Annotated in this window: 10 protein-coding genes; 5 read left to right on the top strand and 5 right to left on the bottom strand. The window is 62.4% G+C overall.

The window, feature by feature from the left end; translation table 11 throughout:
- The first annotated feature begins 10 nt into the window (after positions 1 to 10).
- Positions 11 to 199 carry an SPOR domain-containing protein gene (locus E3T51_RS08110; protein WP_134529381.1) on the top strand — a complete coding sequence of 63 codons (189 nt, stop codon included), beginning with the start codon at positions 11 to 13 and terminating at the stop codon, positions 197 to 199.
- A 14-nt stretch (positions 200 to 213) separates the two neighbouring features.
- On the opposite strand, the gene panB is transcribed toward E3T51_RS08110, so the two are convergent.
- Complete coding sequence (gene panB, locus E3T51_RS08105) at positions 214 to 1092, bottom strand: 3-methyl-2-oxobutanoate hydroxymethyltransferase (protein ID WP_134529379.1); 879 nt, start codon at positions 1090 to 1092, stop codon at positions 214 to 216.
- A gap of 115 nt (positions 1093 to 1207) precedes the next feature.
- Here panB and E3T51_RS08100 point away from each other — a divergent pair, with 115 nt between their 5' ends.
- Together E3T51_RS08100 and E3T51_RS08095 are read left to right on the top strand one after the other, a co-directional pair.
- Entirely contained in the window at positions 1208 to 2545 is a 1338-nt protein-coding gene (locus E3T51_RS08100) for a glutamine synthetase family protein (RefSeq protein WP_104192648.1), read from the top strand.
- Between the two features lie 37 nt (positions 2546 to 2582).
- Positions 2583 to 5678 carry a bifunctional [glutamine synthetase] adenylyltransferase/[glutamine synthetase]-adenylyl-L-tyrosine phosphorylase gene (locus E3T51_RS08095; protein ID WP_134529377.1) on the top strand — a complete coding sequence of 1032 codons (3096 nt, stop codon included), beginning with the start codon at positions 2583 to 2585 and terminating at the stop codon, positions 5676 to 5678.
- A 107-nt stretch (positions 5679 to 5785) separates the two neighbouring features.
- Here E3T51_RS08095 and glnA read toward each other — a convergent pair whose 3' ends face one another.
- Complete coding sequence (gene glnA / locus E3T51_RS08090) at positions 5786 to 7210, bottom strand: type I glutamate--ammonia ligase (RefSeq protein WP_134516089.1); 1425 nt, start codon at positions 7208 to 7210, stop codon at positions 5786 to 5788.
- Between the two features lie 144 nt (positions 7211 to 7354).
- Here glnA and E3T51_RS08085 point away from each other — a divergent pair, with 144 nt between their 5' ends.
- A complete protein-coding gene (locus E3T51_RS08085) occupies positions 7355 to 7783 on the top strand; it encodes an RDD family protein (RefSeq protein ID WP_420898418.1) in 429 nt (142 codons plus the stop codon).
- 81 nt (positions 7784 to 7864) lie between these two features.
- On the opposite strand, the gene E3T51_RS08080 is transcribed toward E3T51_RS08085, so the two are convergent.
- From E3T51_RS08080 to lipB, 3 genes are read right to left on the bottom strand one after another with little or no spacing between them, the layout of a single operon-like run.
- Positions 7865 to 8572 carry a DUF4191 domain-containing protein gene (locus E3T51_RS08080; RefSeq protein WP_134529373.1) on the bottom strand — a complete coding sequence of 236 codons (708 nt, stop codon included), beginning with the start codon at positions 8570 to 8572 and terminating at the stop codon, positions 7865 to 7867.
- 47 nt (positions 8573 to 8619) lie between these two features.
- Positions 8620 to 9609 (bottom strand): lipoyl synthase, encoded by a 990-nt coding sequence (gene lipA, locus E3T51_RS08075; RefSeq protein ID WP_134529371.1) that lies wholly within the window; start codon positions 9607 to 9609, stop codon positions 8620 to 8622.
- Positions 9606 to 10286 carry a lipoyl(octanoyl) transferase LipB gene (lipB, locus tag E3T51_RS08070; protein ID WP_134529369.1) on the bottom strand — a complete coding sequence of 227 codons (681 nt, stop codon included), beginning with the start codon at positions 10284 to 10286 and terminating at the stop codon, positions 9606 to 9608. Before lipB ends, lipA begins: the two co-directional genes overlap by 4 nt.
- 167 nt (positions 10287 to 10453) lie before the next feature.
- Here lipB and E3T51_RS17390 point away from each other — a divergent pair, with 167 nt between their 5' ends.
- Positions 10454 to 12334, top strand: a complete 1881-nt coding sequence (locus E3T51_RS17390; protein ID WP_166806417.1) for a protein kinase domain-containing protein — start codon at positions 10454 to 10456, stop codon at positions 12332 to 12334.
- The last annotated feature ends 21 nt before the right edge of the window (positions 12335 to 12355 follow it).

Below are 12355 nucleotides of genomic sequence, written 5' to 3'. Positions count from 1 at the left end.
GATCAAGCTTATGGCCGTCGACAAAGAACACGCATTCTGGTACAACATGCGCACGGGCGAAGTGGAGCACGGTCTCCAGTCGACATCGCTGGATCGGGTGGGACCATTCGCTACTCGGGACGAAGCAGCCCACGCCATGGAGAAGCTGCGCGCGAAAAGCGCCAAGTGGTCAGAAGACGACGCTCGGGATGCCCGCTAACCGTTGAACTCTTTCTACTCGTAGCTGTGTTCTGGTGCCGGATAAGCACCAGTGGCGACGTCAGCCGTGAACCGCTGCACGGCATCCGTCAGCACTGCGCGAACATCGGCGTACTGACGCACGAACTTCGGCACTCGACCACTGGTCATGCCGGCAAAGTCTGTCCAGACGAGCAGCTGGCCGTCAACGGATGGCCCCGCCCCGACCCCGATAGTCGGGATCGACAGCCGCTCCGTGACGAGTGCGGCGACCGACGCCGGTACCATCTCCAGGACGACAGCGAAGGCACCGGCGTCTTCCACGGCGAGGGCGTCCGCGATGAGTGTCTCGGCAGCGTCTCCCCGGCCCTGAATGATATGGCCTCCCAAACCGTGTTCGCTCTGCGGGGTGAATCCCACATGGCCCATCACGGGGATGCCGGCCGAGACAATGCGCCTGATCTGCTTGTGGCTGCGCTGGCCGCCTTCAAGTTTCACCGCGTGCGCCTGGGCTTCCTTCATGAACCGGACGGCGGTTCCGAGGGCCTGATCCGCGCCGCTCTCGTACGAACCGAACGGCAAATCGGCCACGACGAAGGCACGGGTCACTGCTCGCGCAACGGCACGGGTCAGTGGGATCAGCTCGTCGACCGTGACGGGGAGGGTGGTCTCGTACCCGAAGACGTTGTTGCCGGCGGAATCGCCGACCAGTAGAAAGTCGATTCCGGCCGCATCGAAAATCTGGGCGGTGAGCATGTCGTAGCTGGTCAGGCCCGTAATGGGGATCCCCTGGGCTTTAGCGTTCTGAAAGTGCCGCGTGCGCACTCGCTTAGGCCCGGAAACCGCTTTATTCGGATGCTGCACGGCGGCGTCGCCGCCCGTCACGTCGGGCTGTGGTGCTGTCAACTCGGGCATGCGATAAGTGTAGTCAGGCGAGCAATCATGCTCGGAGCCAGTAGCCTAGATAAGACGTGTTGAGGACGGTAGCTATTTCGGTACGTCCCCGTTGGAGCAATCAGAAAGAGCGTGAATGGACAAGCAGCGCGACTTCGTTCTTCGGACCATCGAGGAGCGAGGAATCAAGTTCGTTCGACTCTGGTTCACCGATGTCGTCGGTACCTTGAAATCAGTTGCTATCGCACCCGCCGAAGTGGAGGGCGCATTCAACGAAGGCCTCGGGTTCGACGGCTCCGCCATCGAGGGCCTCACCCGCTCTTTTGAAGCGGATGTCCTGGCACACCCGGATCCCACCACCTTTCAGATTCTTCCGTGGCGGGGGGAGGTCGACCCCACCGCCCGCATGTTCTGCGACATCACCACGCCGGACGGCCAACCGGCCGTTGCTGATCCGCGCAATGTGCTCAAGCGAACCCTCGCCAAGGCGGCCGAGCGTGGTTTCACGTTCTACACCCACCCCGAGGTGGAGTTCTACCTGCTCAAGTCGTCCAAGTACGGCAAGAACGGTCCGATTCCGGTCGACTCGGCCGGATATTTCGACAATGTTCCCGGTGGAACCGCCCACGATTTCCGTCGCCGGTCGGTGCGCATGCTGGAAGACCTCGGTATTTCCGTTGAGTTCAGCCACCACGAGGCGGGGCCAGGCCAGAACGAAATCGACTTGCGCTATGCCGACGCTCTGACCACCGCCGACAACATCATGACCTTCCGGACCGTGGTCAAAGAAGTTGCGATCGAGCAGGGCGTGTATGCCACGTTCATGCCCAAGCCCATGTCGGAGCACCCCGGATCGGGCATGCACACGCACATGTCTTTGTTTGAGGGTGACGCGAACGCGTTCTATGAGGCCGGTGCTAAGTACCAGCTCTCCAAGATCGGCCGACAGTTCATTGCCGGGCTGCTCAAACACGCCCCCGAGATCACCGCGGTGACCAACCAGTTCGTCAACTCCTACAAGCGGCTGTGGGGCGGCGACGAAGCTCCAAGCTTCGTCTGCTGGGGTCACAACAACCGCTCAGCCCTGGTGCGCGTACCGCTGTACAAGCCGAACAAGGGCCAGAGCGCCCGCGTGGAATATCGAGCGATCGACTCCGCGGCCAACCCGTACCTCGCCTATTCGCTCATGCTGGCCGCCGGCCTCAAGGGCATCGACGAGGGTTACGAATTGCCGCCAGAGGCGGAAGACAATGTGTGGAGCCTGAGCGACACCGAACGTCGTGCGCTCGGCTACACGCAGCTGCCAGCCAGTCTCGATCACGCGATTCAGTTCATGGAGGAGTCCGAACTCGTCGCGGAGACGCTCGGCGAACAGGTCTTCAATTATGTTCTGCTGAACAAGCGTCAGGAGTGGCGGGACTATCGGTCACAGGTCACCCCGTTCGAACTTCAAAAAAACCTGGAGATGCTCTAACTCGCCAGTGTGTCGATGATCGAAGGAATCACCCGCGATGGAGCGTTTGCACTTGACCCTGACCGAACTCGTTCGGGTAGGTTTTGTAGACCTTGCCGAGATCCGTGTTCGACTCGACGAAGTTGCCCAGCTCGGTGCGGGCAGTCCGCACCGAGGTTTTGCTCCAGCCGTTCGGTTGACCGATACGCGGGCATTGCTGCCGTTGCTCACGAAGACGGCCAGCCCGGATGCCGCTCTGGTCGCGCTGGTCGCGCTGCTGCGGCAGGGTTCGCCTGAACTGTTCGACCTGCTCCAGTCGCCGAGTACGGCCGGGCGGCTGCTGAAGGTCGTCGGCGCTTCCAGCGGACTCACCGAATTCTTCCTCCGGCATCCGGCGGAACTCGCGGTTCTCGCCACGCCGCTAACCGTGCTGCCCGGCGTCGACGAACTGGTCAACGACCTGCTGGACTCTGTCGGCGCAACCGAGGGTTTCTCCGACCTGGTCGATGATGCAGCCTGGATCGCCCTGAGGGTACGCTACCGTCGCCGTCTGGCGCAGCTCGCCGCCTTCGACCTCGAACAGGCCGACCCCGTTGCCGGGCTCGACGGCATCGCCCGTACCCTGTCCGATCTGGCCACGGCGGCGCTCGAAGCCGCCCTAGCGGTGGCCCGCACCATGTGCAGCGGCGACGCTGCCGGGCGTGTGGTGTTTGCTGCCGATCAGGTGCGCGCAACCCGCCTGGCCATTATCGGCATGGGTAAGGCCGGGGCGAGCGAGCTCAACTACGTGAGCGACGTCGACGTTATTTTCGTCGCCGACGGCGACGAATCAGCTGGTCTTGAAAGTTCTCGGGCTGTAGAGATCGCGACCCGCCTGGCCATGCTCGTCATGCGAGGCCTGGGCGAATCCGGCATTGAACCGGAGCTGTGGGAGGTCGACCCCAACCTTCGCCCGGAAGGCAAGAGCGGAGCCCTCGTCCGCTCGATCGAATCCCATCTCGCCTACTACGACCGTTGGGCTAAGAGCTGGGAGTTTCAGGCGCTGCTCAAAGCCCGCACGCTGGCCGGTGATCGCGAGCTCGGAGCCCGCTACATCGATGCGGTCACGCCCAAGGTCTGGAGCAGCGCCGGCCGCGAGAATTTCGTCCAATCGGTGCAGCGCATGCGGGAACGCGTCACCGACAACATCCCCGACGATGAGGTTGCTATTCAGCTCAAGCTCGGGCCGGGCGGACTGCGCGATATCGAGTTCACGGTGCAGTTGCTTCAGCTCGTTCACGGCCAGACCGACCCAGTCGTTCGACAGGCCGGCACACTCCCGGCGCTGACCGCCCTGGCCGCCGCTGGGTATGTGGGTCGGGCCGAAGCCACCGAATTCGCTCAGGACTATCGCATGCTGCGCCTGATGGAACATCGGCTGCAGCTGCAAAAACTGCGCCGTACCCACCTGATGCCACGGGACGAGGCAACTTTGCGGGTGCTGGCCCGGTCGACCGGTCTGGCCACCAGCGCCGCCGGGCTCACCCTCCGCTGGTCGGAGACAAAACAGCGGGTGCGCGGCCTACACGAGCGACTGTTCTACCGTCCCCTGCTAACGGCGGTGGCGTCCCTGCCGGCCGACGGGCTGAACCTGACAAGTGCACAGGCCGAAGCTCGGCTCGCTGCAATCGGCTTTCTGAACGCCAAGGGCGCTCTGGCTCACATCGCCGCCCTCTCCGGTGGAGTCTCCCGGCGCGCGGCCATCCAGCGGCACCTCCTTCCCGTGCTCCTGCAGTGGCTGTCGCAGGGGGCAGACCCGGACTACGGTTTTCTGGTTTTTCGACGCCTGAGCGACAGCCTCGGTTCGACCTATTGGTTTCTGCGCATGCTGCGTGACTCCTCGGGTGCCGCCGAACGCCTCACCAGGGTGTTGTCCGGAAGTCGTTTTATCGGCGAGCTGCTGGAGAAAATCCCCGAAGCGGTGGCGTGGCTCGAAGACGAAGCCGACCTGCAGCCCCGGCCGCTGAGGGCTCTCCAGGACGAAACCCGGGCGGTCCTTGGCCGGCATGAAAGCCCGGATGCCGCCGCGACTATTCTGCGTGCGGCCCGGCGCCGTGAGATGCTGCGATTGGCCTTCGCAGCCCTTCTCGGTCAGATTAATCTCGACCAGCTGGGTCAGGGTCTGACAGATGTCAACGCCACGTATATTCAGGGCGTCATCGCTGCCATTCGTGGGGGAGAGCTGATTGTTCAGGGTGGTCCTGATGGTTCCGACAACAGCGCGTCGAGCGGTGACGGCATTGAATTCGGTGTGATCGGTATGGGGCGGTTCGGCGGTGCCGAGCTCGGTTTCGGTTCCGACGCTGACGTCATGTACGTATTCCGCGCTGGAAGTCTCGACAGCGAAGCGGCCAACGAGCGTGCCCGGTACATCGTGCGCGAACTTAATCGGCTTACCGAAGACGGCCGTTTGCCGCTCGATCTGGACATCGGTTTGCGGCCGGAGGGCAACAATGGGCCGGTCGTGCGGTCGCTCGACTCCTATCAGGCGTACTACCGTCGCTGGTCCCTCACCTGGGAAGCTCAGGCGCTCCTCCGCGGTCGCGGTGTGGCCGGTGATGTTGCGCTGCTGCGGGACTTTGAGGCAGTCGCTGACGAGGTGCGGTACCCCGCAGGCATTAGCGAACAGGCCGTGCGGGAAGTACGTCGCATCAAGGCTCGAGTTGAGAACGAGCGTCTGCCGCAGGGCGCGGACCCGAACCGGCACCTGAAATTGGGGCGCGGCTCGCTCAGCGACGTGGAATGGCTGGTTCAGTTGCTTCAGCTGCAGCACGCCGCGGCGATTCCGGCGCTGCGCACGACGTCTACACTGGCGGCGTTGGACGAGGCAGTCAGGGCCGCATTGATACCAGCAGTGGATGCGGCGGTGCTGCGCAGCGCGTGGATCTTCGCGTCCCGCGCTCGCTCGGCCATCACTCTCTGGACGAACCATACCTCGAATGTGTTACCGACCGATCGTGCCGCCCTCGAGGGTATCGCCCGGGTCATGGAATACCCACCAAGGTCGGGTAATCAATTGGAAGACGACTATCTCGCTGTGACTCGGCGTTCCCGCGCCGTATTCGAGCGCCTGTTTTACGGCCCCGTGGAACGTCCCGGCCCGACCGTCGGCTGACGATTCCACAAAAGTCTGATCCACCTAGGTCAGGAGCAACACAGAAGGGACCGCATCCGAAGATGCGGTCCCTGTCTGAGTGCCGTGTGGCCTATGGGCGGTGCGGTTTAGACCCCGTAGTACAGTTCGAATTCGAACGGGTGCGGACGCTGGGCGAGCGGCTTGATCTCGTTTTCGCGCTTGTACTGGATCCAGGTTTCGATCAGTTCGGGTGTGAACACGTTTCCGGCCAGCAGAAAGTCGTGGTCAGCTTCGAGGGCCTGCAGGGCCTCCTCGAGCGAAGCGGGAACCTGGGGGATGTTCTTGGCTTCTTCGGGGGGCAGTTCGTAAAGGTCCTTGTCGACGGGCTCGTGTGGCTCGATGCGGTTTTTGATGCCGTCGAGCCCAGCCATGAGTTGCGCGGCAAAGGCGAGATACGGGTTGCCAGATGCGTCGGGAGCGCGAAACTCGAGGCGCTTGGCCTTCGGGTTGGTTCCGGTAATCGGAATGCGGATCGACGCCGAACGGTTACCGGCCGAGTAGACCAGGTTCACCGGGGCCTCGAATCCGGGAACGAGACGGTGGTACGAGTTGACCGTCGGGTTTGTGAACGCGAGCACGGCCGGGGCGTGCTTGAGCAGGCCTCCGATGTACCAGCGAGCCACGTCGGAGAGTCCGCCATAACCGGCCTCATCGTAGAACAACGGCTTGCCATCGGCCCAGAGCGACTGGTGCGTGTGCATGCCGGAGCCGTTGTCGCCGAACAGCGGCTTGGGCATGAACGTTGCGGTCTTGCCCCAGTCGTGTGCCGTGTTCTTGACGATGTACTTAAATTTCAGCAGGTCATCCGCTGCGTGAACCATCGTGTCGAATCTGTAATTGATCTCGCCTTGGCCGCCGGTGCCGACTTCGTGGTGGCTGCGTTCGAGGATGAGGCCGGATTCAATGAGCTTGAGGCAGATGTCGTCTCGCATGTCGACGTGCTGGTCGACCGGGCTGACCGGGAAATAGCCACCCTTGAACGGCGTCTTGTTGGCGAGGTTTCCGCCCTCTTCCTTCTTTCCAGAATTCCAGGCGCCTTCGCCGGAGTCGACGGAATAAAAACTCGTGTGCTGGTTCACTTCGTAGCGCACGTCGTCGAAGATGTAGAACTCCGCTTCGGAACCGAAGAGCGCAGTGTCGCCAATACCCGTGGACGCGAGGTATTTCTCGGCCTTCTTAGCTACCTGGCGCGGGTCCTTGGAGTAAATCTCACCGTTACGCGGGTTGTAGATGTCGAAGAGCATAATGAGCGTCTTCTCGGTACGGAACGGGTCCAGGTACGCGGTCGAAACGTCGGGAATGAGCTGCATGTCCGATTCGTGGATCGACGCGAAACCGCGGATGGACGAACCATCGAACATTTGGCCAACGGTGAAGAATTCCTCATCGACGGTGGATGCCGGAATGTTGAAGTGCTGCTGCACACCGGGAAGATCTGTGAAACGGATGTCAAGAAACTTGACATCATTTTCTTTGATGAATTTGAGCACTTCGGACGAATCGCGGAACATGCGGACTAACTCCAGACGACGGGGGCGTAGAAACGGCCGAATCGGACACATCGGCTCCCCTGAGATTAGTATCGCCGCGTTACTTCTCCGTGACGCTTATGTTTCCCCCATGTTACAGGGAGGGCTCCTCGGTAGACTCATCGGGTGCCAGACTCCAACCCCCGCCCGAACACTTTTGGTCAGCTTCCGCCCAGTAAATGGCCGGGGGAGCGACTCGGACTACCCCAGATGGGACCCAATTCCATCGGCCGTCCCGGCAGACGGATGCTCGGCTTCGCCATTGATTGGGCGATCGCCATCGGGGTCTCCAAGGTCTTCTTCAACTATGACCCGGCCGCCAACCTGATCATTTTCGTCATTCTGCAGATCGTCTTCATTCCCACGATCGGCGCCAGCATCGGTCATCGGCTGGTCGGGTTGCGGATCATCTCTATCCACGGGGGGTGGGTAGGGTTGTGGCGTCCCATTGTGCGCTCTGTGCTTCTTGGAATTGCACTTCCCGCGCTGGTCTGGGATTCCGACCAACGTGGCTTCCACGACAAAATCGCGGGAACAGCTCTCATTCGCCGCTAGCCCGAAAGTCGGGAAACGCGGTCACGCCGAACAGGGAACGGCCGGGCGCAGAGCGCCCGGCCGTTCATTTATTTACAGAGACTAGCCGCGCTGTGGACGGGCCTTCATCGGGTCGACGCCTTTCGGAATGGGAAGTTTTGTACCCATGGAGTTGAGCCGGTTATTGACGGCGAGAACCTCAGCCTTGGTCAGTGTGGGCTTGATTCGGGTCAGGCGGCGTGCCAGCTTGTGCAGCGGCACGGCGTCCTCGTCGGGTCCAACCGAGATCACCGTGACGCCGACGTTGCCACCGATGCGCACGATCTTGCGCTTTTCTTCGTCGACCATGCGAGCGGTGCGCGTCTTGGGACCCTCGCTGATCAGCACGACACCGCCGCGACCGACGGCGCGATAGACCGCGTCCTGGGTCTTGCCATTGACGGCGACCGGCATCTCGCTGCCGACCCAACCACGCTTCAGTGAGCTGCGCAGCACGGCCCCGACGGCACCGGGCTGACCCTCAATCTGCGAATACGCTGCCTTCTCCGCACGTCGACCCAGAATGATCAGCATCGCCAGAATGCCGGCAAGTACACCGGCGATGATCCAAAGCACCACGGTGAAGACGTTGCTGCCGGGAATCAACAGGGCCAGGGCCAGGCTGATCAGAACGGGTATGAGGAAGGCCAAAACCAGAATCCAAACGATGTTCGAGTCGTAGCGCCTCGTCATCTGGAAAACCTGCCACATTTGCTTCAAGCGGCCGGGCTGTTTTGGTTTTTTGGGGGTCTTTTCCTTGCTGCGTGCCATGGGTATAAGACTACCCAGTCACTCGAATGCCGCATGACCGAATTTGGTCACGACGCGGCTTGGGCAAACCCGAGCTGGGCATCGGCCAGCTGGCGCAGTTCAGCGGGGATCTCCCGACCGGTCGCGACCATGGACTGGGCCCAGAGTCGACCGGCACGATAAGAAGAACGCACGAGCGGGCCCGAGAGAACGCCAAGAAAGCCGATTTCCTTGGCTTCCTCGTTGAGCTCAACGAACTCCTCCGGGCGCACCCAGCGAGCGACCGGCAGGTGCCGGGCGCTCGGGCGCAGGTATTGCGTGATGGTGATGATGTCGGTGCCGGCCTCGTGCAGGTCGTGCAGCGCCTGGGTGATCTCAGCGCGTTCCTCTCCCATACCGAGAATGAGGTTGGACTTGGTGATCAGTCCGGCGTCGCGTCCCTGGGTGAGAACGTCGAGCGACCGGTCATACCGAAACGCCGGGCGGATGCGTTTGAAGATGCGCGGCACGGTCTCGACGTTGTGGGCAAATACCTCCGGCTTGGCGTCAAACACCTGGGCCAGGTGCTCCGGATTGCCGGAGAAGTCCGGCACGAGAATCTCGACACCGGTGCCAGGGCTCTGCTGGTGAATCTGCCGAATGGTTTCGGCGTACAGCCAGGCCCCCTCATCGGGGAGGTCGTCGCGGGCGACGCCGGTGACGGTGGCATAACGCAGGTTCATGGTGACAACGGATTCACCGACACGGCGCGGTTCGTCGGTATCGTAGTCAGCCGGTTTTCCGGTATCGATCTGGCAGAAATCACACCGTCTCGTGCACTGTGAGCCACCGATCAGGAAGGTCGCTTCGCGGTCCTCCCAGCATTCAAAGATGTTCGGGCACCCCGCTTCCTGACACACGGTGTGCAGATTTTCGCTTTTGACCAGGCTTTGCAATTTCTGATACTCCGGCCCCATCTTGGCGACCGTCTTGATCCAAGCGGGCTTGCGTTCAATCGGCGTCTCCGCGTTGCGAATTTCTAATCGCAACAGTTTGCGACCTTCGGGTACTGCGCTCATGCGTTCGTCCTGACGTTGTCGAGGCTGGCGGAGGTCGTGTTGGCGGGGTTCACGCTCGCCGAGCGTCGGAAGGCGGCCATGATGGGGTCAATCAACTCGCTCGGGTCAACCGTGTGTCCCAGCACGCGCGACATGGTGGTCACACCGGCATCGCGAATGCCGCAGGCGATGATGCGCGAGTAGGCTTCCAGCGAGTTGCTGCAGTTGAGCGCGAAACCGTGCATTGTGACGCCCTGGGCGACGCGGATGCCGATGGCGGCGATCTTGTCTTCATGTCCGGCCTCGCCGACCCAGACACCCGAGCGTCCGGCCACCCGCACGGCGTCGATGCCGAACTCGATCAAGACCTCGATCAGGATGCTTTCAAGGGACCGAACGTAGCCGACGACATCGACGGGTTCGTGCAGGTGCAGAATGGGATAACCCACCAATTGACCAGGTCCGTGCCAGGTAATCTTGCCACCCCGGTCGACGTCGATCACCGGGGTATCGTCGACGGGCCGTTCCTCAGGCAGGGTGCGTTTTCCGGCCGTATAAACTGCTGGATGCTCCAACAGGAGGACGGTGTCCGGTCGTTCACAAGCGACGACGGAACGATGGACTGCGCGTTGGAGCTCTAGGCCCTCAACATACGGCACGGAGTTGGCGCTTAGCCCCGCGACGACAAAGTCGAGCATATGCCCCAGTCTAGGGCGCCATGGGCAATCTGTGTGCAGCGAACACCGTGGCTGCGAGGTCACCGGAGCGAATACTTCGACTCCTCCACAACGGCACGGATCGCTCGCGCTGCACTGATGAGGGATGTGCGGGTCGTTCAGCCGGTTATGCGCACGAACATGGTCCAGTGAGACGACGCGCTGAACGGTCCCCGGCTACGGTCGACGAAACACATCGCCACGAGTCTGCTCAACAGGCCTCACACCAAGACGCCGACGATGCTGACGTTGATCCGAGCACTGCGGCATCGGTGCACACGGAGGGCGTCGTTGCCGGACACCGGGTAATCCGCCTTCTGGGCGCTGGGGACCGCGCCGTGGTCTACCTGGGACATTCCGGAGCCGGCAGCCTCGTCGCTCTCAAGGTCTTCCACGCCGCCACCGAGACGGCAAGCATTGAACTCGACATCACCGTACTGACATCGGCCGCAGCGCCGGGACTCGTGCGTCTGCTCGACGTCGCGCAAGTTAGCGATGGCCGCATCTGTCTGATCCTGGAACGGCTCGCCGGGGGTTCCCTCGCCAGGTATCTCGTCGAACACCCGTCCCTGTCGCCGGGCGAGGTCGTGACCCTGCTGGCACCGATCACTGTAGCCCTCAACGCGATGCACACGGCCGGGTTCGCGCACGGCGGCGTCACCCAGTCAACAATTCTGCTGGATGCGAATGGCCGGGCAGTGCTGACCGGTTTTGGTGCTGTTATGAACCTCAACGACGCGCCCCGGGACCGAATACAGAGGCTGCGCGCCGACTACGAACGCTTGGCAGTTGTAATGGTGGCCGTCTTTGAGTCGGTCGCGAAAACGGACCCGCACCGCGAGAGCGGTGCCGCACTGATGCGACGATTTCAGGCTGCCATCAATCCCTCAGCACCTCCAGCACGTCCAGCACAGGCACCTGACGCCGCACACCCCGGATCGATCCTCGGCAGGCTCGAGTACGACCTTTTTGAGTGGGCCGACGCTGAACCACTTCACGGCTTTGACCCCGACGACCGACGCGATGCACAAGGAGTCACGGCGAACACTGCCGCTGTCGAGACGAAAGCTGTGCAGGTCAACGGGGTTCAACTCCGCCACAGCGCTCTGCACACAGACCCGGCCGGACCGCGGGCTTCCGACGACAAGGACTTTGGCCATGAAACCCCCGCCGACCCAACGGGCGGCAAGCTCGACAACGCAGTAAGTTCACAGGCTTACCGCCCCGACGAACGCGCCGACGAACTCGTCGAGGACTTCGACGAGAGCTTCGACGATAGGTGGCCGCGCGATCGTTTCGCCTTCAGTGGCGGTGTTCTTCGCAACCTCTCCGGTCGGGGAGCCACCCTCCTACGTGCACTACAGCCGCGGGCACGCCTCGGTCGGGTAATCCCGAGCGTGGTCTACTCTGTGGTCGATTCGCATCCGCTCAACTCCGCGGGGCACGCACTACGTAAACGACTGCACGGGCACCATCGTCCCCTGCTGGTGGCTACTGTCGGAGGCGCCAGCATTCTCATGCTCGCCCTGGCCCTGTTCCCCGTCTCGGGCCGTGCCGGGGAAACTGGGCCACCGCGTGTTGCGGCTACAGCCGGTGCTGCACCTGTCAACAACACGCCAGGGCCAACCGACGGTCCGACAATACCGAACGATTTACCAGTGGATACCGCAGGCTCCGCCAGCCAGGCGGCAATAGCGGGGGATGACCCGGTAGCGGCCGTGCTGGTCCTGCTCGGGCGCCGGGCCGCGTGCCTGTTGGCCGCGTCCCTGGTCTGCCTGGTCGACGTCGACCAGACCGGGTCGGCCATTCTGGCTTCAGACAGCTACGACGCCCGTGAGCGGCAGCAGGGTCTGTCCGGCCGGGATATCGCAGACTATTCGGGCTATGTGCCGTCACTGGCTGAACGCAGCGGCGACCTCGCCGTCGTCGCATTGACCCCGGCGTCCGGGGAGCAAAAAAGCCAGCCGGCCTCGATCCTTGTGGTCAAGGGCGAGGACGGCTGGCGTCTTCGTGAAATTTTCGACTACTGAACTGCGCCATAACCGCGGGTG

It is taken from the genome of Cryobacterium serini (genome assembly GCF_004404025.1).
Taxonomy (GTDB): Bacteria; Actinomycetota; Actinomycetes; order Actinomycetales; family Microbacteriaceae; genus Cryobacterium; species Cryobacterium serini.
This window is presented reverse-complemented; position numbering and strand designations above follow the sequence as displayed.